Below are 25,516 nucleotides of genomic sequence, written 5' to 3'. Positions count from 1 at the left end.
CGTACGATTACTGCACACTTGAATTTCTGTAGGAGCTTTCCATGATGCGTCGCCTGATTATCGTCGCTACTGCCGCTGCCCTGATGGCTGGTTGTGCTGGCCAGAACCCTTATGACAACCAAGGCCAGGGTTCTGGCGGCATGAGCAAGACTGCCAAGTACGGCGGCCTGGGTGCTCTGGCCGGTGCTGTAGCCGGCGCTGCGATCGACCACAACAATCGCGGCAAGGGCGCGCTGATCGGCGCGGCTGCGGTGGGTGCTGCCGCTGCAGGTTATGGTTACTACGCCGACAAGCAGGAAGCTGCGCTGCGCGAAAGCATGGCCAACACCGGCGTCGAAGTGCAGCGTGAAGGTGACCAGATCAAGCTGATCATGCCTGGCAACATCACCTTTGCCACCGATTCGGCGAACATCTCGCCTAGCTTCTACACCCCGCTGAACAACCTGGCGGGCTCGTTCAAGCAGTTCAACCAGAACACCATTGAAGTGGTCGGCTTTACCGACAGCACTGGTAGCCGCCAGCACAACATGGACCTGTCGCAGCGTCGCGCGCAGGCGGTCAGCACCTACCTGACCTCGCAGGGCGTGGATGCTTCGCGGGTGTCGGTACGTGGCCTTGGCCCGGATCAGCCGATTGCCAGCAACGCCGATGCCAACGGGCGTGCGCAGAATCGCCGGGTTGAAGTCAACCTGAAGCCGATTCCTGGGCAGCAGTATCAGCAGTGATCTGCGGCGGGGTTGAGATTGCTGGGGGCCGCGTTGCGGCCCAATCGCGACACAAGGCCGCTCCTACACCGACCGCGTATTGCCTGCTTGCGCGGTCCCTTGTAGGAGCGGCCTTGTGTCGCGATTGGGCTGCAAAGCAGCCCCAGCAATCTCAAATATTCCTGCTGGCCTGAATCGCCGTCAGCGCAATGGTATGCACAATGTCATCCACCTGCGCCCCGCGCGGCAGGTCGTTCACCGGTTTACGCAAACCCTGCAGCATCGGCCCCAGGCTGACCCCGTCAGTGCTGCGCTGCACCGCTTTGTGGGTGGTGTTGCCGGTATTCAGGTCGGGGAACACGAACACCGTCGCGCGCCCAGCCACCGGGCTTTGCGGCGCTAGTTGGCGGGCGATCTCCGGGTTGGCCGCAGCGTCATACTGCAACGGCCCATCGATCACCAGACGCTGTTCTGCCTGCTGCGCCAGACGCGTTGCCTCACGCACCTTGTCGACTTCCTCATCACTGGCCGAATCACTCGAATAGCTGATCATCGCAACCCGCGGCGCAATGCCGAAGGCCTCGGCTGACTGTGCGCTCTGCTGGGCGATCTCGGCCAGTTCGGCGGCGCTCGGGTGCGGGTTCATCACGCAGTCGCCATACACCAGCACCTGCTCCGGAAACAGCATGAAGAACACCGACGACACCAGGCTGCTGCCGGGTGCGGTCTTGATCAGCTGCAGGGCAGGGCGAATGGTGTTGGCGGTCGAATGCACCAGGCCTGAAACCAGGCCGTCGACTTCATCCAGCGCCAGCATCATGGTGCCGATCACCACCGGGTCTTCCAGCTGCTGTTCGGCCATCGGCGCATTGAGGTTCTTGCTCTTGCGCAGGTCGACCATCGGCTCGACGTAACGCCCGCGGATCAAATCAGGGTCGAGAATTTCTAGATCGGGCGGCAGGGTAATGCCCTGGGCGCGCGCGACTGCCTGTACTTCTTCGGGCTTGGCCAGCAGCACGCAGCGGGCAATCCCGCGCGCTTGGCAAATAGCGGCGGCCTGCACCAGCAGCGGCTCAGCGCCTTCTGGCAGGACGATGCGCTTGTTGGCCTGCTGGGCGCGCTGGATCAGCTGATAACGGAACACCGCCGGCGACAGGCGCAACTCACGCGGCGTGCCGCAGCGCTGGTGCAGCCAGGCCGCATCGAGCTGGCCAGCGACAAAGTCGGTGATGAATTCAGCGCGCTCACGGTCGTCGACCGGGATCTCGCGGTTGAGCGAGTTGAGCCGGTTGGCGGTGTCGTAGGAGCCGGTGCTCACCGACAGGATCGGCAGGCCGGCTTGCAGTGCACCACGGCACAGTTCGAGAATGCGCGGGTCAGGCTTGCTGTCACTGGTCAGCAGCAGGCCTGCCAGCGGTACGCCATTGATCGCCGCCAGACTCACCGCGAGGATGATGTCGTCGCGATCGCCCGGGGTCACCACCAGGGTGCCGGGCTTGAGCAGCGGCACTGTGTTGGCCACAGTGCGGGCGCAGATGATGATGGTGTTCATCCGCCGTTGCTCATAGTCACCGGCGTTCACTACCTGAGCGCCGAGCAGATCGGCCACATCGCGGGTGCGTGGTGCGTTCAGCTCGGGTTGGTAGGGGATGCAGCCGAGCAGGCGGAAGTCATTGCCGCGCAGCAGCGGCGAATGCTCACGCAGGCGGCTGGCAAACTCGCTCATGCTCTCTTCGGTGCGGACCTTGTTGAGGATCACCCCGAGTACCTTCGGATCACGCGGGCCACCAAACAACTGCGCCTGCAGCTCGACGCGGCCGGACAGCTCGCTGAGTACTTCGTTTTCCGGCGCCGACACCAGAATCACCTCAGCATCCAGGCTTTTCGCTAGGTGCAGGTTGACCCGCGCGGCGTAGCTGGCATGCCGGGTCGGCACCATGCCCTCGACCACCACCACGTCCTTGCCGACGCAGGCCTGTTGGTAAAGGCGAATGATTTCTTCGAGCAGTTCGTCGAGCTGACCGTCGCCGAGCATCCGCTCGACCTGGCCCAGGCTCAGCGGCGTCGGCGGCTTCAGGCCGTGGGTGCGCGCCATCAGCTCGGTCGAGCGCTCCGGGCCGGTGTCACCCGGATGGGGCTGGGCGATGGGCTTGAAGAAGCCAACCTTGAGGCCGCCGCGCTCGAGCGCGCGGACCAGGCCGAGGCTGATGGAGGTCAGGCCGACACCAAAGTCAGTCGGTGCGATGAAAAATGTCTGCATGCGTGCTTCTCGAAATAAGCGGTGCAAAGAACCAATCGCCAAGGGTATCGCTAATCGGCGACTTGTGCGCACCATCCACACGCGAATGTCTGGCCGATGCGCTGTTCGCGCTCGGCGGCGTCGAGCACCCAGGGCCGCGCTTGCCAGGGCGGTTGATGGCGCAGGTGCTGGGTATGCCCGCACGTCAGCTCGACCACCCAATGGCCTTGTTCATCCTGATGAAAACCGCTGACCCGACTGACGGGGCGAGCATCGCCTGCAGCGCGTTCGCAATCGGGCGATGCGTTGGTTACACTTGTCCGCTCTACATTCTTTTGCAAAAGGTCTCGCCCCCATGCCGATCGCCGCCAACAAGGCCGTCTCCATCGACTATACCCTGACCAACGACGCCGGGGAGGTGATTGACAGCTCCTCTGGCGGCGCGCCGCTGGTTTACCTGCACGGTTCCGGCAACATCATCCCAGGCCTGGAAAAAGCCCTGGAAGGTAAAGATGTCGGCGAAGAACTGAACGTCACCATCGAGCCGGAAGACGCCTACGGCGAATACCTGGCCGAGCTGGTCAGCACCCTCAACCGCAGCATGTTCGAAGGTGTCGATGTGCTCGAAGTGGGCATGCAGTTCCACGCTTCGGCGCCGGATGGCCAGATGCAGATCGTTACCATCCGTGATCTGGACGGCGACGACGTGACTGTCGACGGCAACCACCCACTGGCCGGTCAGCGCCTGACCTTCCAGGTCAAGGTCGTTGCGGTTCGTGATGCCAGCGAAGAAGAAGTTGCCCATGGCCACGTCCATGGCGAAGGCGGCCATCAGCACTGATATCTGCGCTAAGCTCAGACAGTCGCCAGGCGCTCGGGCAAGCCGTACTTGCCCTCCATGGGAGGGTTGACGGTTGGCCCGCGCGCCTTTTTAGTGGGCGCCGTTTGCCCCAGCGACAATCAGAACGCAGGAAGGGGGAGTGATCATGAGTGCATTTCACGAGCTGACGTTGCATGCGTTGGACGGCGAGGACCTACCCCTTGCGCCGTTCAAGGGCCAGGTGGTGCTGGTGGTCAATGTGGCCTCCAAGTGTGGCCTCACCCCGCAGTACGCCTCGCTTGAAAAGCTGCACCAGCAGTACAAGGCCGAGGGGTTCAGCGTGCTCGGGTTGCCATGCAACCAGTTCGCCGCGCAGGAGCCGGGCAGCGAGCGTGAAATTCAGGAATTCTGCAGCCTCAATTACGGGGTGAGTTTTCCACTGAGTAGCAAGCTTGAAGTCAATGGTCCTCAGCGCCACTCGCTGTATCGGCTGCTGGCGGGCGAGGGTGCCGAGTATCCGGGCGATATCAGCTGGAATTTCGAAAAGTTCCTGGTGGGCAAGGACGGCCGCGTGCTGGCTCGCTTCGCCCCGCGCACTGCACCGGATGATCCTGCACTGGTGCAGGCAATCGAAAAAGCCTTGGCTTAACGGCGCTGTTGCGAGCGGCCGGGGCTGGCTAACCGGCCCAGCGCTGGCAACGGCAACGGCAGCGGCGGCCTGGCGCTGGTTGCGTCGCAGGCCTGCTGCCAGGCATCGCCTAAATACCCTTCGAACTGCTCGACGATAGCTGGCCAACCTTGTCGGCTGGCGTGCTGTCGTGCATTCAGGCGAACCCGGCGCAGGGTCTCGCTTTCCTCCAGTAACCAGCACGCTGCATCGATGAACCCGATCTGATCCCCGGGCATCGCCACGGCTCCGCTGTGCCCATGACGCACGTGCTGAGCCGCTGCGGCTTGGTCATAGGCAACCACAGCCAGGCCTGAGGCCATGGCCTCGAGGACGACGTTGCCAAACGTCTCGGTCAAGCTTGGGAACAGGAACACATCGCCGCTGGCGTAGTGCTCGGCGAGGTCTTGGCCACGCTGCGCGCCGCAGAACAGCGCGTCTGGCAGCTGCTGCTCAAGGCTGACCCGCTGTGGGCCGTCGCCGACCATGATCAGGCGCAGGCGCCGTTGTGGATAACGCTGCTGGAGGGCGAGCAGGCACGGCTTGAGCAGGTTCAGGTTTTTTTCCGCAGCCAGCCGGCCGACATACATTATCGCCAGGTCTTGCTCGGCCAAGCCCCATGCTTCACGCAGCATCTGGCTGCGGCGGGCGGGATTGAACAGGCAGGCATCGACTCCGCGTGCGAGCAAGGCCAGTTGGGTAAAACCGCGTCGTTCGAGATCCACCCGTTGGCTGATGCTTGGTACCAACGTTACCGCGCTGCGCCGGTGGAACCAGCGCAGGTAGTGAGTGAGCAGCCGGGCCAGCAGGCCAAGCCCGTACTGACTTGCATACTGCGGGAAATTGGTGTGAAAGCCGCTGACCACGGCAATCTTCAAACGGCGTGCGGCGCGCAGCGCACTCAGCCCCAACGGGCCCTCGGTGGCAAGATAGATTACATCCGGCCGCTGCCTGCGCCAGCGCCGCAGCAACTTGTGCAGGGAAATGCCGCCCCATTGCAGGCCGGGGTAACCCGGTAGCGGCCAGCCTTTGCACAGCAGCAGGTCCGCATCGTCCAGGCGCAGGGGATCGTGGGCCTGGCGCGGGCGCACCAGCTCAACGCTGTGGCCGCGCTCGCGCAGACCGTCACTCAACCGGCCGAGGGTATTGGCCACGCCATTGACTTCAGGGGCAAATGTCTCGCTGACGAGGGTGATGCGCAGGCTTGGCGTGTTCATGACAGAAGTCTCCGCCTGCCCGATTGCGTTCCCATGACCACTTTATGACCGGCAAGTGACGGCTGGTTTCGCAATGCTTAGTGCGCTGAATATTTCCGCGCAGGCCGCTCAAGAACGTTCATATATCAGCCGATGCAGATGCATTCGGATGGCCGGTGCGCTCCAGGAGTGCGGTAATGTTCAACAGCAAGCTCAAGAAAGAAAACCAGCAACTGCGCGAGGACTTGATGTCCATGGAGCAGGTCAAGGACAGCCTCGACAGCGAAATGCTGGTGCTGCAGCTCGACCCCCAGGGGCGCATCGAATCGGTCAACGCCAACTTCGAACGTGAAATGGTCTATCGAGCCGATCAGTTGCTCGGCCGCAGCCTGAAGAGATTGTCCCGGCGCACGTCAAGAAACTCGATTTCTATGAGCGCATGAAAGCCGCCATCAGCACCGGCGCCCACCTCAATGGTGCTTTCCGCCTGCTCCGTGGCAATGGCGAAGAGGCGTGGTTGCGCTCGATCCTGCAGCCAGTGCGCGATGTCGAGGGCCGCATCAAGTACTTTACCCTGCACTCCAGCGACCTGACCCGGACCATCGCCAGTTCGCGTGAGCATGAGAGCCTGATCAATGCACTGATGCGCTCCACGGCTGTCATCGAATTCAGCCTCGATGGCCAGGTGCTGACCGCCAATGAGCGCTTCCTGCAGACCATGGGCTACCGCCTGGAACAGATCAAAGGCAAGCATCACCGCCAGTTCTGCGAACCAGAAGAAGCCAACTCCGCCGCTTATCAAGTGTTCTGGGACAAACTGCGCCGTGGCGAATTTGTCGCTGACCGCTTCAAGCGGGTAGATGCCAATGGCCGCGTGGTGTGGCTGGAAGCGTCCTACAACCCGATCATCGACGCCCACGATGTGCTCTACAAAGTGGTCAAGTTTGCCACGGTGATCACCGACCAGGTCAACCAGGAGCAGGCAGTCGCCCAGGCTGCCGACATCGCCTACAGCACCTCGCTAGGCACCGATGCCAGCGCCTGCAAGGCCAATGAAGTGGTGACTCAGACCGTCAGCGTGATGCGCGGCCTGGAAGCCTCGATGCAGCAGGCTGCCGAAGGTATCCAGGCGCTGGATACCCAGTCGCGGGTGATTGGCTCGATCATCAAGACCATCAGTGACATTGCCGGGCAGACCAACCTGCTGGCGCTCAACGCCGCCATCGAAGCGGCCCGCGCCGGTGAGCAGGGCAGAGGCTTTGCGGTGGTCGCCGATGAAGTACGCCAGCTTGCCTCGCGTACCAGCACCGCCACCGAAGAGATTGCTCGGGTCGTGCAGCAGAACGAGCAGTTGGCGCTGGCTGCTGTGGCGATCATCGACACAAGCAAGCGCCAGGCCGAGCAGGGCCTGAGCCTGGCCGGCGAGACTGGCGCGGTGATCACCGAGATTCAGGATGGCGCCAAGCGCGTGGTGGAAGTGGTGGGGCAGTTCTCCAGCCAGTTGAGCGTTTGATTCGTTGGGTGCAATGTCTGCCTTCCGGCTTCTGGCGTAGAGCGAGATTGAGGTGGCCGGCTTGATATGGGGTCGGATTGAGATTGCTGGGGCCGCTACGCGACCCTTTTCGCGACACAAGGCCGCTCCTACAATAGTGCGCGCATGCCGCTGTTGCGCGGTCCATGTAGGAGCGGCCTTGCCGGGGCGCCGGACCGGTCGGAAAGGGTCGCGTAGCGGCCCCGGCTATCCGGAGCTTGCCAGTGTCCCGGGCTACTCGCGCCGGGCCCTTGATGCTGAGGGTTAGCCCTTCACCACCAACGCCTCCGCTCCGCGCTCGCGCACCCAGAACAACGTCGCCCCGGCCACCGCTGCCGGCATCATCACGATGTTGACGAACGGGATCATCAGCGCCAGGTAGGTGATGCCGCCAAAGCCCATGCTCTGCCAGCGCTTCTGGCGCAGCCAGGCGAGCATGTCCTGCCAGCTCATCTTGTTGTTGTCGGCCGGGTAGTCGATGTACTGGATGGCCATCATCCACACGCCGAAGATCAGCCACAGTGGCGCGGCGATGACGTTCACCACCGGGATGAACGAGAGAATGAACAGTGCCAGTGCGCGTGGCAAAAAGTAGCCCAGCTTGCGCATTTCGCGGCCAAAGGTACGTGGCACCATGGCGATAAGCTCGCCCCAGCTGAACGGCGGGAAGGTGTCCTGGCCGCGTACCACCACTTCGACCTTTTCTGCCAGAAAGCCGTTGAACGGCGCCGCGACGATATTGGCCACCAGGGTGAAGGTGAAGAACACCATCAGCACCACCAGCGCCACGAACAGCGGCCAGATGATGTAGGTGAGAAAGCTCAGCCACTCCGGCAGGGTTGGCATCAGCGTGTCGACCCACAGGCTGAACTGATGCGCGGCCAGGTACACCAGGCCACCGAACAGCAGCAGGTTGATCGCCAGCGGCAGCAGAACGAACAGGCGCAGGCCGGGGGTCATGATCAGCTTGAGGCCTTCACGCAGATATTGCGGGCCGGATAGAACAGGGGCTTGCATGGAGACGCTCCGCAGAAGGTAAACAAACGCGCTGACCTTACCGAGTTTGCTGGCGTGACGAAAGCCGGCCGAGCAGCGCGCAACCGGCTGTAACAAAAGCTTGCGGGGCTTCTCTATCGATTTTGCTGGTGGATAGAGCGTGTCTATAAGGTGGATTGTCTGAGGATATTTCCTTAATCTCTGCGACCTCGCTACAGTGCGCTCAACGTTAAAGGTTTCGGATTTGCGCGTTTTAGCCTTCCCCAAGTGCTGCGTGGGTCCATTTTATTTCCAGCCGCCGCCGGCGCTTTGCAGCCGACCCCGTGCGGCCCGCTCGACAGGAGTTCGACATGTCTGAAGTACGTCATTCGCGGGTGATCATTCTCGGTTCCGGCCCTGCCGGCTACAGCGCTGCGGTCTACGCTGCGCGTGCCAACCTCAAGCCGCTGCTGATCACCGGCATGCAGGCCGGCGGCCAGCTGACCACCACCACCGAAGTCGACAACTGGCCGGGCGACCCCCATGGCCTGACCGGGCCGGCCCTGATGCAGCGTATGCAAGAGCACGCCGAGCGCTTCGAAACCGAAATCGTCTTCGACCATATCAATGCAGTTGATCTGGCCAACAAGCCGTTCACCCTGCAAGGCGACAGCGGCACCTACACCTGCGACGCGCTGATCGTCGCCACCGGCGCCAGTGCCCGTTACCTGGGCCTGCCGTCGGAAGAAGCGTTCATGGGCAAGGGCGTGTCTGCCTGCGCGACCTGCGACGGCTTCTTCTACCGCAACAAGCCGGTAGCGGTGGTCGGTGGTGGCAATACTGCGGTTGAAGAGGCACTGTACCTGGCCAACATCGCCAGCAAGGTGACCCTGGTGCATCGCCGCGAAACCTTCCGCGCCGAGAAGATCCTGGTCGACAAGCTCAACGCGCGGGTTGCCGAAGGCAAGATCGAGCTCAAGCTCAACGCCACCCTCGACGAAGTGCTGGGCGACAACATGGGTGTGACCGGTGCGCGCCTGAAGAACAACGACGGCAGCAGCGACGAGATCACCGTTGACGGCGTGTTCATCGCGATCGGCCACACCCCGAACACATCGCTGTTCGAAGGTCAGCTGACCTTGAAGGACGGCTACCTGGTAGTCAGCGGCAGCCGCGAAGGCAATGCCACTGCAACCAACGTGGAAGGCGTGTTCGCCGCTGGCGACGTGGCCGACCACGTCTACCGTCAGGCGATCACCTCGGCAGGTGCTGGCTGCATGGCTGCACTGGACGTCGAGCGTTACCTGGACGGCCTGGCCAACGCTTCGTTCTAAGCCGCCAGCGTCAAAACGCGGGGCAATGGGCACGGTTCGCAACCGGCGCCCATTGCCCCGTGTTGCGTTTACAGGCTCAAGCGCATCGACAAATCGACTGCTTTGACGTCCTTGGTCATTGCGCCGATCGAGATGTAGTCGACCCCGGTCTCGGCGATCACCCGCAGGGTGCTTTCGTTGACGCCGCCGCTGGCCTCGAGCTTGGTCTTGCCGGCATTGATCCGCACCGCTTCGCGCATTTCATCCAGGCTCAGCTCGTCGAGCATGACGATATCGGCCCCTGCCGCCAGCGCCTGGCGCAGTTCATCCAGACTCTCCACTTCGATCTCCACCGGCTTGCCCGGCGCGATGCGGTGCGCCGCAGCGACTGCTTCGGCCACGCCACCGCTGGCGGCGATGTGGTTTTCCTTGATCAGGAAGGCGTCATACAGGCCGATGCGGTGGTTGTGGCAACCACCGCAGGTCACTGCGTACTTCTGCGCCAGGCGCAGGCCCGGCAAAGTCTTGCGGGTATCGAGCAGGCGCACCTGGGTGCCTTCGACCAGATCTGCCAAAAAACGCGCCCGGGTGGCCACGCCTGACAGCAGCTGGAGGAAGTTCAGCGCCGAGCGTTCGCCGGTCAGCAGCGAGCGGGCTGGGCCTTCCAGATGAAACAGCGGCTGGTTGGCCTTGGCCAGGTCGCCATCGACCACTTGCCAGTGCACCGCGACCCGCGGGTCGAGCTGGCGAAACACCGCATCGACCCAGGCACTGCCGGCCACCACGCAGTCTTCGCGGGTGATGATGGTGGCCTTGGCCAGACGCTCGGCCGGGATCAGTTGTGCGGTGATATCGCCACTGCCAACGTCCTCGAGCAGCGCGCGGCGCACGTTGGCTTCGATTTCGGCAGTCAGGTCAGCGAGGCGTAGGTTCGGCATGGTCGGCTCCACAAGCTAGATGCCGGCGATTATAGGGCAGGGGGGCGGTGTGTACAGTCATGCCGCTGATGACCTTTGGTCGGGACAGGGGAGCATTTCGTCTGATTTGCAGTCTTTTTACCAGGACATGCACTACGTGCTGGCAGCTGCAATACTTTTTGTCGATAATAGCGTCCAGTATTTGGCGTCATGGCTTTGACGATTTTCCTGCAAGGAGTTAGGGATGCATACAGAAGGCAAGGTGGTGCCCTTGGTGGCGGCCGCCGACAGAGGTGCGCGCGTGCCCTCGCTGAGCCTTCCGGTGGTACTCCTGCAAGTACGCGACAAGGCCGTTTGGCAATTGCGTCAGGGCCTGCAGGCACTGTTCGACAATGCTGACGATCGGCTGTTCGAGATGGCCGATCGGGCCGGTGAGCGGGTCGACCAGAACCTCTACTTCGAAGCCATGCGCGACCTGCGCCTGAAGCGCAAGAGTATCGAGAGGGAATTCCTCGACGCGTTCTACGACGCATTCGCCCGGATCGGCCAGGCAGAGCGCGTGCCTTACCTGGCAATCACTGAATCACTGCGCGACGCTGCTCAACCGGAACGGGCGGCGGCTATCGAGAACATGCTGGCGCGGGTGTTGTCGCGTGACGGCTTTGCCCTCGATCAGGTTGGCCTGCGCTTTCAGACGCTGCTGGAAATGCCCCTTGAACTGCGCCGTAACCCCTTGGGCCCGGAGTGCTTGTGCGGGTTCTTCCTGGATGCAGGACGCAGCCTGGGGGTTGGCCCGCAGGTCAAGCTGATCCTGCTCAAACTGTTCGAGCGCTATGTGCTGCGCGACCTCGACCTGCTGTATGGCGAGGCTAACCAGCTGCTCGCGGCTGCCGGTATCCTGCCCGAATTGATGCCAGCGCCGCGGCGCCGCGCCGAAGACCGGCCGCTGACCCAACTGCACAGCGCTGATTGTCACGCTCAGGCCGATCCGGCCGATGCCGACAGTACTGCCCATGACTTCTTCGCCAGCCTGCAACCGCTGCTGGCGCCTGCCCGCGGGCGTTTTGCGCCGCGCCTGCAGAGCGTGGCAACCGCCGAGCCGATCAATACCACGGACCTGCTACGGCTGCTGTCGCACTTGCAGCACTACGTGCCCGGCGTGGCTGATGCCGACGACTTCAACCTGAGCCAGCAGTTGGAGCAGCTGTTGTTGCGGGTCGGCGTACGCAGCGGCAGCCGCCGGCGGATCGGCAGCGACGACGAAGATGTGATCAACCTGGTCGGCTTGCTGTTCGACTTTATCCAGACTGACGACAACTTGCCGAGCAACCTGCGCGAACTGCTCGCGCGTCTGCATATTCCGCTGCTGAAAGTGGCTTTGCTCGACAGGGGCCTGTTCAGCCGCGCCAACCACCCGGCGCGGCGCTTGCTCGACGAGATTGCCGCCGCGGCGTTGGGTTGGGAGGCTGACGAACAGGTGCCACGCGGCGGGCCGCAGCAGCGGGTCGAGCGTATCGTCCAGCGCTTGCTCAGCGATTACGCTGAAGACCCGCAGTTGTTCGCCGAGCTGCTCGAGGATTTTCTCGCCTTCAATCAGGATGAGCGCCGCCGCAACGAACTGCTCGAACAGCGCACCCGCGATGCCGAGGAAGGCCGGGCGCGCACCGTGCAGGCACGTCGGCGCGTGCAGCAGGAACTGAACCTGCGCTTGCATGGGCGGCTGCTGCCGCAGTCGCTGGTGCAGATGCTGGTGCAGTCCTGGAGCCAGGTGCTGTTACTGGCCTGGCTCAAGCATGGCGAAGCTTCGCCTACCTGGCGCCAGAGCCTTGCGACCATGGACAGCTTGCTCGCCAGCATCGCTGCGCATCGCAGTGCCGAGGCCTGCGCGCAGTTGCTCGAACAGGTGCCGGGGCTGCTCAAGGCGTTGCGTGATGGCTTGGCCAGTGTCGCCCAGGACTCGACCGCGGCTCGGGAGTTCTTTGCCGAACTTGAGCAACTGCACCTGCGGGCGTGCGGCGGTATGAGCCAGTTTGATCAGTGTGCGGCGATCAATGAGGTGTTGGTGGCTGATGAGATAGTGCTCGCGGTGGCTGACGAAACTGTCTGTGATGCGCCTGTTGACGACAACAGCGAATATGCTCGCCAAGTTCGCCAGTTGCGTGTTGGTAGCTGGTTGGAAGTGCTTGAAGAAGCCGGCCCGCTGCGCTGCAAGCTGGTGGTCAGGATCGATAGCTGCGATCGGTTGGTATTTACCAGTCGGACCGGGGTCAAGGTGCGCGAATGGAGTCGCGGTGGGCTGGCTTTGGCGCTGGCCAATGGGGATGTGCGGGTGCTGGACGATGGACCTCTGTTTGAACGGGCGCTTGATGCGGCGTTGCAGCAGTTACGTGGGTCGCTGACGCACAGTCATTGAGCGGGGTCGCACAGCGGCCCTGGCTATCTTGAGTACGGTTTCATAGCCGGCTAATTCATCGGATTAAAGCCCCCGGACGCGCAAGACGAAACAAATTGGCTAGATAACCGAATCACCCTGCCGGGTCACTAGGGCATACTTGAGCCCCCAGGTTGATGATATTCAGGATCTACCCGATGCAACTGGACCCCGCGACCGGCTGGTTTGCCGGCGTCACTCACTGTCCCTCGCCGAACTTCAACGAACGCCCTGCGGGCGAGGCAATCTCGTTGCTGGTGATCCACAACATCAGCCTGCCTCCGGCGTGCTTCGGCACCGGCAAGGTGCAGCAGTTCTTTCAGAATCAGCTCGATCCGGCCGAGCATCCTTATTTTCAAGATATCTGCCATCTAACCGTCTCCGCTCACCTGTTCGTCGAGCGTGACGGCGGCGTTACCCAGTTCGTCTCGTTGCTTGACCGTGCCTGGCATGCGGGCGTGTCGCGCTTCGATGGGCGGGAAGGCTGCAATGACTTTTCCATCGGCATCGAACTGGAGGGCACCGACGAATCGCCCTACAGCGATGCTCAGTACGCGACCCTGGTGCGCCTGACGCAACAGATACGTGCGGCCTGGCCGGCGATCGATGTGCAGCGCATTCGCGGGCATGACGAGATCGCGCCGGGGCGCAAGACCGACCCCGGCGCCGCCTTTGACTGGCCGCGTTATCGCGCCGACTTGCTGAACAATGAGGGACAACCATGAGTTTTCTGGTGTTGGTGCTGGTGCTGTGGGTCGAGAAGTTTTCGGCGCTGCGTCAGCGGTTGCAACGTGATGGCTTTTTTCTCGGCGAGCTGGCCCGGCTAGAGCGCCGTGGCAAACAACAGCCCTGGTGGCAACTAGCGGTTCTGGTCTTGGCGCCGGTCGCGCTGCTGGTGTTGCTGCTGCATGTGCTGGAGCCGGTGGCGTACGGCCTGCTGGCATTGCCGGTGCACTTGCTGGTGTTGATCTACAGCCTGGGCCGCGGGGATGCCAAGGCGGCGTTGGGGCCATTGCGTGATGCCTGGCACCGCGGAGATGAGCAGGCGGCGCTGCATGTCGCTGAGCGTGACTTGGGCATGCAGGCTGATGATGCGCCGAGTTTGCTGGTGAAGGTGCAGGGCTATCTGTTGTGGCACGCCTACCAGAGTTTCTTTGCGGTGATCTTCTGGTATTTCCTGCTTGGGCCGGGCGCGGCATTGGCCTATCGGCTGCTGGTGCTGTGCAGCGAGCACAGTGGCCAGCCGGCGCTTAAAGCCAGGGCCGAGCAGCTTCGGCATATCATGGACTGGCTGCCGGTGCGGGTGCTGACCCTGAGCTTTGCCCTGGTCGGCAACTTTGTCGCGGTGATGCGGGTGATGCTGCACGAGCTGCTCAACTGGCGCATCAGCGCTGCGCTGCTGGTAACCCGGGTTGGGCGTGCCGCTGACGACATCCCCGAGCAGGAAGACAGCCAGTTGGGCCTGGCCCGTCTGGATAGCTTGTGGGAGTTGCTGTTGCGCTCGGCAGTGCTGTGGTATGCCGTCTTTGCTCTGTGGACGGTGTTGCTGTAGGCGAAGCGCTACCAGCCAAACAGCTCGCAGGCTGTGCGGCTGGACGCGGCCGCCAGCTGCTCCGGCGCGACGCCCATCAACTCTGCCAGCACCTGAGCGATCTGCGGTAAGTGCTCGGGGCTGTTACGCAGGCCTGGGTACATTGCCGGCGCCATGTCCGGCGCGTCGGTCTCCAGTACCACGCTTTCCAGCGGTAAGCGAGCAATGGTCCTGCGCAGGCGTAGCGCTTGCGGCCAGGTCGCCGCGCCGCCCAAGCCCAGCTTGAAACCGAGCTTGATGTATTCGCGGGCCTCTTCGAAGCTGCCGGCAAAAGCGTGAATGATGCCAGCCCGTTGCAAGCGATAACGCTTGAGCGTGGCGATCACCTGGGCATGGCTGCGGCGTACGTGCAGCAGCGCCGGTAGGTCGAAGTCGCAGGCGATCTGTAATTGCGCTTCAAACAATACCTGCTGCTCGGCAGGGTCGAGCTCCGGCAGGTAATAGTCCAGGCCGATCTCGCCTACCGCACATATGCGCGGGTCGCCGCGCAGGCGCTCGAACCAGTTGCGCAGTTCCAGTAGATGTTCGGGCCGATGCTGGGCCAGAAACACCGGGTGCAGGCCGAGCGCGGCATACACGCGCGTGTCGCTGCAGGCCAGCTGCCAGACCCGCTGCAGGTTATCTGCCGTCACCCCCAGCACCACCACTCGCTCCACGCCGCTCGCTGTGGCATTACTCAAGACATGCTCGCGGTCGGCGTCGAACTCGGGAAAGTCCAGGTGGCTGTGGGTATCGATCAGGCGCATGGTCAGGTCGGCTGAATACGTTGCTTGAAGGTTCGCGGTACCGCGTGCACACCCGGTTGGTAGCGCTTCTGTTCGATGGCTGCCAGCGCCAGTTCCAGCGCGGTGGCGGCGATCAACCCGTGCTGCTGGGCCATGGCATTGACCGGCAGTGGCAGGAAATCGAGCAACTGGTTGTCACCGAAGGTACCCAACTGCAGCTGGCGTGATTCGGCCGGGCGGGCCTGGAGGGCGTCGAACACCCCTTGCAGCAGAACATAGGAGGTGGTCACCAGCGCATCCGGCAAACCGCCATGCTCGGCAATCAATTGCTCCATCAGGCGCTGGCCGCACTCGCGGCTGAACGCTTCACCCTCGTAGCGGCGGATCTCCCCGGCAAACTGCTGCAGGGCTTGATCGAAGCCGCCGGCACGGGCCTGACTGACCGAAAGCTCTGGGCGTGCACCGATCAGGGCAATGCTGCGCGGGGCGGTTGCCAGCAGGCTGCGGGCCAGTTGCTGGCTGGCGTCGCGATCGTCGCTGATGACCGAGCAGAAGTGCGTGGGGTCAAGGCCACGGTCGATAGCGATCACCGGCAGGCCTTTGTCTTGCAGGGCGCGGTAGCTGTCATCTTCGCTGGGCAGGCAACTGGCGACGAACAATGCATCGCAGCGCCGCGCGCGGAACAGCTGCTGCAGCTGCCGCTCGATGTCCGGCTGGTCGTCGCTGCTGGCGATCAGCAGTTGGTAGCCACGCGCGCGGGCCGCCTGTTCGAGTTGCTTGGCAATACGTGCATAGCTGGGGTTCTCCAGATCCGGGAGAATGAAGCCCAACGTGCGCGTGTGCCGGCTACGCAGACCCGCCGCCTGGGGGTTTGGCGTGAAGCCATGGGCGTCGACCACCGCCTGCACACGCTCGACGGTGGCGCTGCTGATGCGCTGCTGTTCGGCCTTGCCGTTGATGACATAGCTGGCGGTGGTGACTGACACACCTGCCAGACGGGCGATATCACTGAGTTTCACCGAATTTTCCTTGTTATTTCCGGGACTGGCTGTGGGACCTGATTGGCTAGTTTGACCCAGCCTCAAGCCTGCGCGCAGGCGACCATTGTCGCAATTGTCCGACGGGATGGGGCTTTTTCGTCGCAAGATTATCGAGTAACGTGGCCGCCTGGTCAGATTAAACGTTTCAGCCGACATTTATCAGCGGGCACTGCCGCCTGCGTCGGCTGTTGAGCTGGTTGTTTTGCTGAATTTCACAACAATACCTCAGTACCCACTGCGGGACTGCAAAAGGAGAAGGTCATGCTCGAGCTCGCCAAAGAGCAGATAGCCATGGGTCAGTCTGCCGCCGACAAAGGCCAGGCCCTGCGCCTGCTGGCTGACTGCCTGGTTGCCGATGGGCTGGTTGCCGAGGGCTACCTGCAAGGCTTGCAGGACCGCGAGGAGCAAGGCTCGACCTTCCTCGGTCAGGGCATTGCCATTCCCCACGGCACGCCGCAGACGCGTGATCAGGTGTTTGCCACCGGCGTGCGCCTGATGCAGTTCCCCGAGGGCGTGGACTGGGGTGATGGGCAGATGGTCTACCTGGCGATTGCCATCGCCGCCCGCTCCGACGAACACCTGCGCCTGTTGCAGTTGCTGACCCGCGCCCTCGGCGAAACCGACCTGGCCCAGGCACTGCGCCGGGCCAGCTCTGCCGAGGCGCTGTTGAAACTGTTGCAGGGCGCACCGCAGGCGCTGGCGCTGGATGCGCAGTTGGTCAGCCTGAACCTGGCGGCTGACGACTTCGAAGAGCTGGCCTGGCGCGGCGCTCGTTTGCTGCAACGCGCCGGCTGCGTCGACAGCGGCTTTGCCGCCATGCTGCAGCAGGCCGAGCCGCTGCCGCTGGGCGAAGGCCTGTGGTGGCTGCATAGCGAGCGGCAGGTGCGCCAGCCGGGGCTTGCGTTCATCACCCCGCAGCAGCCGCTGCGTTATCGCGATCAGCCGCTCAATGGCCTGTTCTGCCTGGCCAGCCTGGGTGCTGCCCATCAGGCCTTGCTCGAGCGCCTGTGCGAAGTGCTGATCGAAGGCCGTGGGCAGATGCTCTATCAGGCCACCAGCAGCCGTACCGTGCTTGAAGTGCTCGGCGGCGAAGTGCCGGCCGACTGGCCCAGTGCACGGATTGTGCTGGCCAATGCCCACGGGCTGCATGCACGCCCGGCCAAGGTGTTGGCGCAACTGGCCAAAGGCTTCGAGGGTGAAATCCGTATTCGTCTGCTTGACGACAGCCAGCCGGCGGTATCGGTGAAGAGCCTGAGCAAGCTGCTCGGCCTCGGCGCCCGCCGTGGTCAGACGCTGGAATTGATTGCCGAACCGAACATTGCCAACGATGCCCTGCCGGTGTTGCTGGCGGCCATCGCCGACGGCCTGGGTGAGACGGTTGAAGCACTGCCCGAAGCCAGCACCGTAGAGGTCGCAGTGGTTGCCGAACCGCTCTCGGCACCTGTTCCTGGCAGCCTGATTCAAGGCGTGCCTGCCGCCCCGGGCATTGCCTGCGGGCCGGCGCATGTCTGCGTCGAGCGTGAAATCGACTATCCGCTGCGCGGTGTCTCGCCAAGCCAGGAGCGAGCGCAATTGCGCGCTGCGCTGGAAACCGTCAATGCCGAGCTGCAGGCACTGGTGCAGCGTAGCGACAAGGCCATCGGCGAGATCTTCATCACCCATCAGGAAATGCTCGCCGATCCGGCCCTGATGGACGAGGTCGAGCAACGCCTGAGCCAGGGCGAAAGCGCTGCCGCCGCCTGGATGAGCGTTATCGAGGCCGCCGCGCGCCAGCAGGAAGCCCTGCACGACACACTGCTCGCCGAGCGCGCTGCCGACCTGCGTGACATTGGTCGACGCGTGCTGGCGCAACTGTGCGGCGTCATCGATACCCCGGAGCCAACAGAGCCGTATGTGCTGGTGATGGCCGAAGTCGGCCCGTCCGACGTCGCCCGGCTCGATCCGCAGCGGGTCGCCGGTATCGTCACCGCCCAAGGTGGCGCCACCGCCCACAGCGCCATCGTTGCGCGCGCGTTGGGTATCCCAGCGGTGGTTGGTGCAGGCGCGGCAATGCTGCTGCTTGCCCCGGGCACGCCGCTGCTGCTCGACGGCCAGCGCGGCCGAGTCAACGTGGCGCCGGCTGCCGATGAGCTGCAACGTGCATTGACCGAACGCGACCAGCGTGAACAGCGCCTGCAGCAAGCCTGGGCCAGCCGCCATCAACCCGCCGTCACCCGCGACGGTCATGCCATCGAAGTTTTTGCCAACATCGGCGGCAGCCAAGGCATCGACAAAGTCGTCGAGCAGGGCGCCGAAGGCGTTGGCCTGCTGCGCACCGAGCTGATCTTCATGGCTCACCCGCAGGCGCCCGACGTCGCTACTCAGGAAGCCGAATACCGGCGCGTCCTCGATGGCCTCGACGGGCGCCCGCTGGTAGTGCGCACGCTGGATGTCGGCGGCGACAAGCCGCTGCCGTACTGGCCGATCGCAAGCGAAGACAACCCGTTCCTTGGCGTACGCGGTGTGCGCCTGACCTTGCAGCGCCCGCAGATCATGCGCGACCAGTTGCGCGCATTGCTGCAAGCTGCCGACGGCCGCCCGCTGCGGATCATGTTCCCGATGGTCGGGCAGATCCACGAGTGGCGCGAAGCCAAGGCCATGGTCGAGCAGCTGCGCGAGGAAATTCCGGTCGCCGACCTGCAATTGGGGATCATGGTCGAGGTGCCTTCCGCGGCCCTGCTGGCGCCACAGCTGGCGCGCGAGGTGGACTTCTTCAGCATCGGCACCAATGACCTGACCCAGTACACCCTGGCCATCGACCGTGGCCACCCGAGCCTGTCGGCCCAGGCTGATGGCCTGCACCCGGCAGTGCTGCGCCTGATCGACATGACCGTGCGCGCCGCCCATGCCGAAGGCAAGTGGGTGGGGGTCTGTGGCGAGCTGGCCGCCGACCCGCAAGCGGTGGCCATATTGCTTGGGCTTGAGGTCGACGAGCTCAGCGTGGCCTCGCGCAGTGTCGCCGAAGTCAAGGCGCTGGTGCGCCAGCGTGATTACCAGACGGCCCGTGCGCTTGCGCTCGAGGCCCTGCAACAAGACAGCGCCGCCGCCGTGCGGGCGTTGGTGGAGCACTACTGATGGCCAAGATTCTTACCCTGACCCTGAACCCGGCGCTGGACATCACCGTCAGCCTCGACAGCTTGCGCGCAGGCCAGGTCAACCGCAGCCAGGCGCAGCACAGCCACGCCGCCGGCAAGGGCCTGAATGTCGCCCAGGTGCTGGCCGACCTTGGCCACAGCGTGACCGTCGGCGGGTTTCTTGGCCGCGACAACCTGCAGCCGTTCGAAGCGCTGATCGAGTGGCGCGGCTTTACCGACTGCTTCGTCCGCGTGGCCGGCGAGACGCGCAGCAACATCAAGCTGGTCGAGGCCAACGGTTGCGTCACCGATATCAATGGCCAGGGACCGGAGGTCGATGCCGCCTCGCGCAGTGCGCTGATGCGTCAGCTGCTGCAAATCGCTCCTAGCCATGATGCGGTAGTGGTCGCCGGCAGTCTGCCGCGCGGCATCGACCCGCAGTGGTTTGCCGAACTGCTCCTGCAGCTTAAGGCGCAAGGCTTGAAGATTGCCCTGGACAGCAGCGGCGAGGCCTTGCGCGCAGGCCTTCAGGCGGCGCCCTGGCTGGTCAAGCCGAACACCGATGAGCTGGCTGAGGTGCTTGGCCACAGCGTCACCGGCCGAGCCGAACAGCAGCAGGCTGCCAGTCAACTACTGGCAAGCGGCATCGAGCACGTAGTGGTGTCGCAAGGCGAGCAGGGCGTCAGTTGGTACCGCGCAGGTGCCGCGCTACACGCGCAACCACCGCAGGTGCGGGTGGCGAGCACGGTCGGTGCCGGCGATTCGCTGGTGGCCGGCATGGTCCATGGCCTGTTGCAGGCGGAGTCACCGGCACAGACGCTACGCCGCGCCACCGCCATCGCCGCCCAGGCGGTGACGCAGGTCGGCTTTGGTATCCGCGACAGCGCGCAGCTGGAGCAACTGCAAGCAGGCGTACACATCACAGAACAACAAGAGGCTTGCCGATGAACATTGCCATTGTCACCGCCTGCCCCAACGGCCAGGTCTCCAGCGTACTCAGCGCGCGCCTGCTGGCGGCTGCAGCGCAGCGCCGCGGCTGGAGCACCAGCGTCGAGGTGCAGGATGCCGAGCACCCCGAACGTAGCCTGAGCGCCACGCAAATTGCCGAGGCCGACTGGGTGCTGGTGATCAGTACCGGTGCGGTCGATCTGTCGCGGTTCGTTGGCAAACGCCTGTACCAGAGCACGCCGGCTCAGGCGTTGGCCGATCGCGAGAGTTTTCTCGATGAGGCCGCCGCTCAGGCGCAGGTCCACAGCGCCAGCGCCGTGCTCGATGCGCCGGCCGCGCTGGGCCCGCCAAAGATCGTTGCGGTCACGGCCTGTCCAACCGGCGTCGCCCATACCTTCATGGCCGCCGAAGCCTTGCAGCAGGCGGCGCAGCAGTTGGGCTACCAGCTCACGGTGGAAACCCAGGGTTCGGTCGGTGCGCGCAATCCGCTGTCGGCACAGGCCATTGCTGAAGCCGATGTGGTGCTGCTGGCGGCCGATATCGAAGTGCCGACGGCGCGCTTTGCCGGCAAGCGGGTATACCGCTGCGGCACCGGCATTGCTCTCAAGCAAGCCAAGGCGACCCTCGACAAGGCCTTGCTCGAAGCCAAGCAGGAAAGCGCTGCCGATGCCGCAGCGGGAGCCACGGCCAGCAGCGAGAAGAGCGGTGTGTACAAGCACCTGTTGACCGGTGTGTCGTTCATGCTGCCCATGGTGGTGGCCGGCGGTTTGCTGATCGCCTTGTCCTTCGTGTTCGGCATCAACGCCCACGAAGTGCCCGGCACCTTGCCGGCGGCGTTGATGCAGATCGGTGCTGAGGCAGCCTTCAAGCTGATGGTGCCGTTGCTGGCCGGTTACATCGCCTGGTCAATTGCCGACCGCCCTGGCCTGGCGCCGGGGATGATCGGCGGTATGCTGGCGACCATTCTTGGTGCGGGCTTTATCGGCGGCATCGTAGCCGGCTTTCTTGCCGGCTACAGCGCCAAGGCGATCAGCCGCTGGGTGCGCTTGCCGAGCAGCCTCGAGGCGCTCAAGCCGATCCTGATCATCCCGCTGCTGGCCAGCCTGTTCACCGGCCTGGTGATGATCTATGTGGTGGGCCAACCGGTGGCGTCGATGCTGGCGGGCCTGACCCAGTTCCTCGACAACATGGGCACCACCAACGCCATTCTGCTCGGGCTGCTGCTGGGCGGGATGATGTGTGTGGACCTTGGCGGGCCGATCAACAAGGCGGCCTATGCGTTCTCGGTCGGCCTGCTGTCGAACCAGAGCTTTGCACCTATGGCCGCGACCATGGCCGCCGGCATGGTGCCGCCGATCGGCCTGGGAATCGCCAGCCTGATTGCCCGCAGCAAGTTCGCCCAGAGTGAGCGCGAGGCGGGCAAGGCTGCCTTGGCCTTGGGCCTGTGCTTCATCTCCGAAGGTGCGATCCCATTTGCTGCCAAAGACCCACTGCGGGTGATTCCGGCAAGTGTCATCGGCGGCGCGCTGACCGGGGCGCTGTCGATGTACTTTGGCTGCAAACTGATGGCGCCGCATGGCGGCCTGTTCGTGTTGTTGATCCCCAATGCGATCAACCATGCGCTGCTGTACTTGCTGGCGATCGCCGCCGGCAGCCTGGTCACCGCAGTGATCTACGCGGTGCTCAAGCGTAAGGAACAAGTCGAGCTAGCGATAGCGCCGGTCAAGGCCTGAACCCAAATCTGGGCCCATCCGCGAGGGTGGGCTCAGGTTCTGTAGCAAATCCCGAAAAGCCCCAATTGAATTTCTGACTGGCTTGTTCCAAGCGGTGTTTGTGACATCTGTTTCTTGCACAACCTGGTATTTCTGTCAGTTGCTGATAGGCCGCGCAGATGAGTAACTGCGTCCGACCATTCTTCAGTGCTGGATGGCTCAGGGAGAGCTTCATGACGGATTCAGGTGTAATACGGAGGTTGCATGACAATGACATCCAGTCAGCATGGGCGCGTTTTTTAGAGTTACAAACGACTTTCTTTGGGCCCGGGGAGGTCCAGTGGCTGCAACATCACCAGGCATTGCGCGGCGACGTGCTTGAAATTGGCAGTGCCTTAGGACACTACGGGTCGTATCTGGCCGGGCAGTGTGCCGCGCATCAAGTCGTCGGCCTTGAGGCCAGTGCCGATTTAATCGCTCGCCAGTCGTCCCTCCCCGGCAACTATCGGATCGAGCAATGCCGTGTCGGCGCTCAACCCCTACCTGAACGCCACCGCGGCCGCTTCGACACCTGCGTGGTGCGCTATGTATTGCAACACGACCCCGCGCCGTTACGCTTGCTGCAGACGTTGCATGATGCGCTGCCGGTCGGTAGCCGAATTTTCCTGGTCGAGGAAGATGATCGGCTGTTTGTATCCAACGGACGGTACGCCCCTTGGGATGCAGCCGTGGCCATCTGGAAACGCGCATGCCGCTTTGGCGGCACCAATAGCCAAATCGGTATGGACCTGCCGATCCTTGTCGAGCGCGCCGGTTTTGCTGTGGAAGACTTCAGCATCGACCTGCGTAGCAATATCGACAATCCGGTAATGTTCTTCGACTTTTTCAAATCCGTGGTCGAATTGTTGTGGCTGTCGACGCCCGAGTTTGTAAGTGATGAAGAGTTTGCATTCGTTTCCATGGGTTTAGAGCAGGCGCCTCCCTTGGGACTGTGTGCGGTTTATCCACAGATCAGACTGGTTGCTCGAAAACGGTGAAAGAATTTCAAGTGGGGCTTTGCGTGTAGCGCCTAGCGCCTAGCGCTTGTGCTTCTGCCGCAATGGCACGAGCAGTTCACCCAGCCCGTTGTGATCAATCTCATGCATCAAGGCCAGCAGCGCCCCTAGCTCACCTGGCGGAAAGCCCTTGCGCGCGAACCAGCCAAGGTAATCGCCGGGTAGATCGGCCAACAGCCGTCCCTGATATTTGCCGAACGGCATGCTGCGGGTTACCAGCAGTTGCAGGTATTCAGGTTTCATCGCCAGCCGCCTCCGGACAAAGCGCCGACGATACTGCAATCTGCACGAGGGCCCAAGCGGTCATCATGCAGAACGCCACTTCGGCGAATCCTACCTTAGATCATAACTATATGATTTTTATAGATTTTATCCTGCTCGACAAATTGGCACGAAGCCTGCTCTGTATATAACCACTTCCCACTGCCAAGGAGTTTGAGCAATGAGCAATCCAAACAAAGATGTAATCGACGTCCTCAACGACCTGATCGAATACAGCAAGGATGGCGAGAAAGGCTTCAAGACCTCTGCCGAGGACGTGAAGAATCCTGAGCTGAAAGCGTTCTTCGTCAAGCGCGCCGCCGGCTGCGCCACCTCGGCTGCCGAGCTGCAAAGCGAAGTGCGTCGTCTGGGCGGCGACCCAGAAACCTCCACCAGCATCAGCGGTGACCTGCACCGTGGCTGGGTCAACCTGAAGTCGCTGGTTACCGGCAAGGACGACGAAGCGATCCTCAATGAAGTCGAGCGCGGTGAAGACCACGCCCTCAAGGCTTACAAAGAGGCCCGTGAGAAGCTGGTCAAACTCGGCCGTACTGCTACCGACAGTAGCTACAACCTGGTCGAAACCCAGCTGCAAGGTGTTCAGCGCAATCACGATGAAGTGAAAGCCCTGCGCGACGCAGCACGCGCCCGCTCTTAATCGAGCGGTCCCTCTACCCGGTTACGGCCTTTGGCCTTGGCCCGGTAGAGGGCCTCGTCCGCGGTGCCCAGCAGGCTGGTCAAGTCTTGCTGGGTACCGGGGATGTACAGGCCGATTCCGATGCTCACCGTCACCGAGTGGGTATCTGCGCCAAACGGCGCCAGGCTTTCCACCCCCTGCTTGATCCGCTGCGCCAGCAGTAGTGCGCCCGCCTGTTCAGTTTCCGGCAGCACAATCTGAAACTCTTCCCCTCCATAGCGCGCTGCCAGGTCTGACGGCCTGCGAATACAGCCCTCTATGGTCTTTGCGACTTCCCGCAATGCATGGTCACCACCGGCATGCCCGTGACGTTGATTGAATGCCTTGAAATAATCGATATCGACCATCAGGATCGCCAACGGCCTGCGATTGCGCTGTGCCCGCGCCCATTCCAGACGCAGCACCTGATCCAGCCGCCGGCGGTTGGCAAGGCCGGTCAAGCTGTCGGTTGCCGCCAGTTTTTCCAGGCCCAGTTCGAGCTCCTGACGACGGCGTAGCTCGCGCCCCAGCAGTACGGTCAGCCAGAGGATGGCGATGCACAGTACGCCCGTGGCGATACTCACCACGGCGGCGGTGCGGCGCCACGACTGGAACACTTCATTGCTCGAATGCGCCACTACCACCAGCAATGGCTGGTCGGCAACCTGGGCGAAGGTGTACAGGCGCTCGACCCCGGACGCACTGGATTTGGCGGTAAAGCTGCCACTGCGTTGGCTGAGGATACGCTGGAAGTTGGGCCGGGCACCGAAGTTACTGCCGATCAGCGTACTTGGCGCCGCGCTGGGATGGCGTGCGAGTAACTGGCCGTCGGTATTGAACAGGCTGATGCTGCTGTCGGCACCGATATCCAGGCGCTGGAACAGCTCGCTGACGTAACCCAGGCGCAGCGCACCGGCAGCAATACCGGCAAACTCTCCATTCGGCCCGCTGATTCGCCGGCTGAAACTGATGCACCAGTCCAGATCGCCAAGTCTGGCCTTGAACGGCGGGCCGATCAGCATGCCTAGATTGGCGTTGGCCTGATGGGCTTTGAACACTCCGGTATCGGCGAAGTTGGCTTTGCGCGGGACAATATTGGTGGAGTCGCCGATCACGTTGCCCTGCGCATCGATCCACAGCACGTCGCCACGCCGGCGGTCGACGAAGGCTTCGTTGAACAGCAGCCGCTGGCGCAGCTCGCTCGGCACGCCAGTCAGTTCCTGGCGCCCGACTGCCCAGATCAGCCCTTGCAGGGACTGGTCGTAAAGCTCGATGTTGCGCAGCACATCGCTCTCGATCAGCTGGACGATGTTGCTCGACGAGCGGATTGCCGACTGCTCGACACTGTCGCGTTCGCGGGCCAGCAAGAACACCACGATCGCCAGAATCGCGAGCACAGCCAGGCAGCTGCCCAGATTGAGCAATAGTTCGGGGTGCGACTTGAGCGGGGCATTCCCCGGTGATCGATTGGGCAACATCAGGCTCGTAACTGCGTAAGTCCCTCGTGTCCTTGAGGGGAGGGCCAGGGCGGGGCGGCGGTAGTGTAGGGAAGCGGTGATTGTCGGACAAGAAGTTATCTGGCCATCCGACGAGTGCGTGCAG

General features: G+C 63.0%; 22 protein-coding genes and 2 pseudogenes. 15 read left to right on the top strand and 9 right to left on the bottom strand.

The genetic code is table 11. The annotated features are described in order from the left end of the window. Positions 1-41: 41 nt before the first annotated feature. On the top strand, positions 42-725 hold the full coding sequence (locus ACQZ2L_RS22140; protein WP_178080745.1) for an OmpA family protein: 684 nt from the start codon (positions 42-44) through the stop codon (positions 723-725). Between the two features lie 151 nt (positions 726-876). On the opposite strand, the gene pta is transcribed toward ACQZ2L_RS22140, so the two are convergent. Then, positions 877-2,964 (bottom strand): phosphate acetyltransferase, encoded by a 2,088-nt coding sequence (gene pta / locus ACQZ2L_RS22135; RefSeq protein WP_207072754.1) that lies wholly within the window; start codon positions 2,962-2,964, stop codon positions 877-879. Between the two features lie 50 nt (positions 2,965-3,014). Further along, positions 3,015-3,330, bottom strand: a pseudogene (locus tag ACQZ2L_RS22130) (DUF3565 domain-containing protein). Between ACQZ2L_RS22130 and ACQZ2L_RS22125 the strand changes: the two are divergent. Both ACQZ2L_RS22125 and ACQZ2L_RS22120 read left to right on the top strand, forming a co-directional pair. Continuing rightward, positions 3,299-3,784: an FKBP-type peptidyl-prolyl cis-trans isomerase gene (locus ACQZ2L_RS22125; protein WP_101316570.1), complete on the top strand. Its 486-nt coding sequence runs from the start codon at positions 3,299-3,301 to the stop codon at positions 3,782-3,784. The pseudogene ACQZ2L_RS22130 and the gene ACQZ2L_RS22125 overlap by 32 nt on opposite strands. Before the next feature lie 145 nt (positions 3,785-3,929). After that, on the top strand, positions 3,930-4,412 hold the full coding sequence (locus ACQZ2L_RS22120) for a glutathione peroxidase (protein ID WP_430327866.1): 483 nt from the start codon (positions 3,930-3,932) through the stop codon (positions 4,410-4,412). Here the strand turns inward: ACQZ2L_RS22120 and ACQZ2L_RS22115 are convergent. Next, positions 4,409-5,647: a glycosyltransferase family 4 protein gene (locus ACQZ2L_RS22115; RefSeq protein ID WP_430327865.1), complete on the bottom strand. Its 1,239-nt coding sequence runs from the start codon at positions 5,645-5,647 to the stop codon at positions 4,409-4,411. The two genes, ACQZ2L_RS22120 and ACQZ2L_RS22115, sit on opposite strands and share 4 nt — an antisense overlap. A gap of 176 nt (positions 5,648-5,823) precedes the next feature. Here ACQZ2L_RS22115 and ACQZ2L_RS22110 point away from each other — a divergent pair, with 176 nt between their 5' ends. The 3 genes and pseudogenes from ACQZ2L_RS22110 to ACQZ2L_RS22100 all read left to right on the top strand — a co-directional run bounded on the left by ACQZ2L_RS22110 (position 5,824) and on the right by ACQZ2L_RS22100 (position 7,139). Next, entirely contained in the window at positions 5,824-6,069 is a 246-nt protein-coding gene (locus ACQZ2L_RS22110) for a hypothetical protein (protein ID WP_430327864.1), read from the top strand. After that, positions 6,066-6,551, top strand: a pseudogene (locus tag ACQZ2L_RS22105) (PAS domain-containing protein); the annotation flags it as partial. The gene ACQZ2L_RS22110 and the pseudogene ACQZ2L_RS22105, both read left to right, overlap by 4 nt. A 156-nt stretch (positions 6,552-6,707) precedes the next feature. Next, positions 6,708-7,139 (top strand): methyl-accepting chemotaxis protein, encoded by a 432-nt coding sequence (locus ACQZ2L_RS22100; RefSeq protein ID WP_430327885.1) that lies wholly within the window; start codon positions 6,708-6,710, stop codon positions 7,137-7,139. A gap of 282 nt (positions 7,140-7,421) precedes the next feature. Here the strand turns inward: ACQZ2L_RS22100 and cysZ are convergent, their stop codons facing one another. Further along, the gene (gene cysZ / locus ACQZ2L_RS22095; protein ID WP_430327863.1) at positions 7,422-8,174 is read right to left on the bottom strand and encodes a sulfate transporter CysZ; all 753 of its coding nucleotides are present in this window, start codon (positions 8,172-8,174) and stop codon (positions 7,422-7,424) included. Positions 8,175-8,503: 329 nt separating this feature from the next. On the opposite strand from cysZ, the gene trxB reads away from it, so the two are divergent. Beyond that, on the top strand, positions 8,504-9,466 hold the full coding sequence (trxB, locus tag ACQZ2L_RS22090; RefSeq protein WP_101316581.1) for a thioredoxin-disulfide reductase: 963 nt from the start codon (positions 8,504-8,506) through the stop codon (positions 9,464-9,466). A 68-nt stretch (positions 9,467-9,534) separates the two neighbouring features. On the opposite strand, the gene nadC is transcribed toward trxB, so the two are convergent. Further along, entirely contained in the window at positions 9,535-10,383 is an 849-nt protein-coding gene (gene nadC / locus ACQZ2L_RS22085) for a carboxylating nicotinate-nucleotide diphosphorylase (RefSeq protein ID WP_430327862.1), read from the bottom strand. Positions 10,384-10,606: 223 nt separating this feature from the next. On the opposite strand from nadC, the gene ACQZ2L_RS22080 reads away from it, so the two are divergent. The 3 genes from ACQZ2L_RS22080 to ampE all read left to right on the top strand — a co-directional run bounded on the left by ACQZ2L_RS22080 (position 10,607) and on the right by ampE (position 14,345). Then, positions 10,607-12,775, top strand: a complete 2,169-nt coding sequence (locus ACQZ2L_RS22080; RefSeq protein WP_430327861.1) for a DUF1631 domain-containing protein — start codon at positions 10,607-10,609, stop codon at positions 12,773-12,775. A 176-nt stretch (positions 12,776-12,951) separates the two neighbouring features. Continuing rightward, on the top strand, positions 12,952-13,518 hold the full coding sequence (ampD, locus tag ACQZ2L_RS22075; RefSeq protein ID WP_430327860.1) for a 1,6-anhydro-N-acetylmuramyl-L-alanine amidase AmpD: 567 nt from the start codon (positions 12,952-12,954) through the stop codon (positions 13,516-13,518). Continuing rightward, entirely contained in the window at positions 13,515-14,345 is an 831-nt protein-coding gene (ampE, locus tag ACQZ2L_RS22070; RefSeq protein ID WP_430327859.1) for a regulatory signaling modulator protein AmpE, read from the top strand. The genes ampD and ampE overlap by 4 nt, the downstream gene beginning before the upstream one ends. Positions 14,346-14,353: 8 nt before the next feature. Here the strand turns inward: ampE and ACQZ2L_RS22065 are convergent, their stop codons facing one another. Next, positions 14,354-15,130 carry a TatD family hydrolase gene (locus ACQZ2L_RS22065; protein WP_430327858.1) on the bottom strand — a complete coding sequence of 259 codons (777 nt, stop codon included), beginning with the start codon at positions 15,128-15,130 and terminating at the stop codon, positions 14,354-14,356. A gap of 2 nt (positions 15,131-15,132) precedes the next feature. Continuing rightward, positions 15,133-16,128 (bottom strand): catabolite repressor/activator, encoded by a 996-nt coding sequence (gene cra, locus ACQZ2L_RS22060; protein ID WP_186701459.1) that lies wholly within the window; start codon positions 16,126-16,128, stop codon positions 15,133-15,135. A 282-nt stretch (positions 16,129-16,410) separates the two neighbouring features. Here cra and ptsP point away from each other — a divergent pair, with 282 nt between their 5' ends. The 4 genes from ptsP to ACQZ2L_RS22040 all read left to right on the top strand — a co-directional run bounded on the left by ptsP (position 16,411) and on the right by ACQZ2L_RS22040 (position 22,959). Then, complete coding sequence (gene ptsP, locus ACQZ2L_RS22055; protein ID WP_430327857.1) at positions 16,411-19,263, top strand: phosphoenolpyruvate--protein phosphotransferase; 2,853 nt, start codon at positions 16,411-16,413, stop codon at positions 19,261-19,263. Next, positions 19,263-20,210 carry a 1-phosphofructokinase gene (gene pfkB, locus ACQZ2L_RS22050; RefSeq protein WP_430327856.1) on the top strand — a complete coding sequence of 316 codons (948 nt, stop codon included), beginning with the start codon at positions 19,263-19,265 and terminating at the stop codon, positions 20,208-20,210. The genes ptsP and pfkB overlap by 1 nt, the downstream gene beginning before the upstream one ends. Next, positions 20,207-21,943: a PTS fructose-like transporter subunit IIB gene (locus ACQZ2L_RS22045; protein WP_430327855.1), complete on the top strand. Its 1,737-nt coding sequence runs from the start codon at positions 20,207-20,209 to the stop codon at positions 21,941-21,943. Before pfkB ends, ACQZ2L_RS22045 begins: the two co-directional genes overlap by 4 nt. A 212-nt stretch (positions 21,944-22,155) precedes the next feature. After that, positions 22,156-22,959: a class I SAM-dependent methyltransferase gene (locus ACQZ2L_RS22040; protein ID WP_430327854.1), complete on the top strand. Its 804-nt coding sequence runs from the start codon at positions 22,156-22,158 to the stop codon at positions 22,957-22,959. Positions 22,960-22,998: 39 nt separating this feature from the next. Here ACQZ2L_RS22040 and ACQZ2L_RS22035 read toward each other — a convergent pair whose 3' ends face one another. After that, positions 22,999-23,220 (bottom strand): DUF3820 family protein, encoded by a 222-nt coding sequence (locus tag ACQZ2L_RS22035; protein WP_430327853.1) that lies wholly within the window; start codon positions 23,218-23,220, stop codon positions 22,999-23,001. Between the two features lie 199 nt (positions 23,221-23,419). On the opposite strand from ACQZ2L_RS22035, the gene ACQZ2L_RS22030 reads away from it, so the two are divergent. Next, positions 23,420-23,896: a PA2169 family four-helix-bundle protein gene (locus ACQZ2L_RS22030; protein ID WP_314877859.1), complete on the top strand. Its 477-nt coding sequence runs from the start codon at positions 23,420-23,422 to the stop codon at positions 23,894-23,896. On the opposite strand, the gene ACQZ2L_RS22025 is transcribed toward ACQZ2L_RS22030, so the two are convergent. Then, complete coding sequence (locus ACQZ2L_RS22025; RefSeq protein ID WP_430327884.1) at positions 23,893-25,389, bottom strand: sensor domain-containing diguanylate cyclase; 1,497 nt, start codon at positions 25,387-25,389, stop codon at positions 23,893-23,895. The genes ACQZ2L_RS22030 and ACQZ2L_RS22025 overlap by 4 nt on opposite strands. Between the last annotated feature and the right edge of the window lie 127 nt (positions 25,390-25,516).

This window comes from Pseudomonas shirazensis (genome assembly GCF_050496565.1).
Lineage (GTDB): Bacteria > Pseudomonadota > Gammaproteobacteria > Pseudomonadales > Pseudomonadaceae > Aquipseudomonas > Aquipseudomonas shirazensis_A.
Note: the sequence above shows the minus strand (reverse complement) of the source record. Positions and strands in the feature narration are given on the sequence as shown.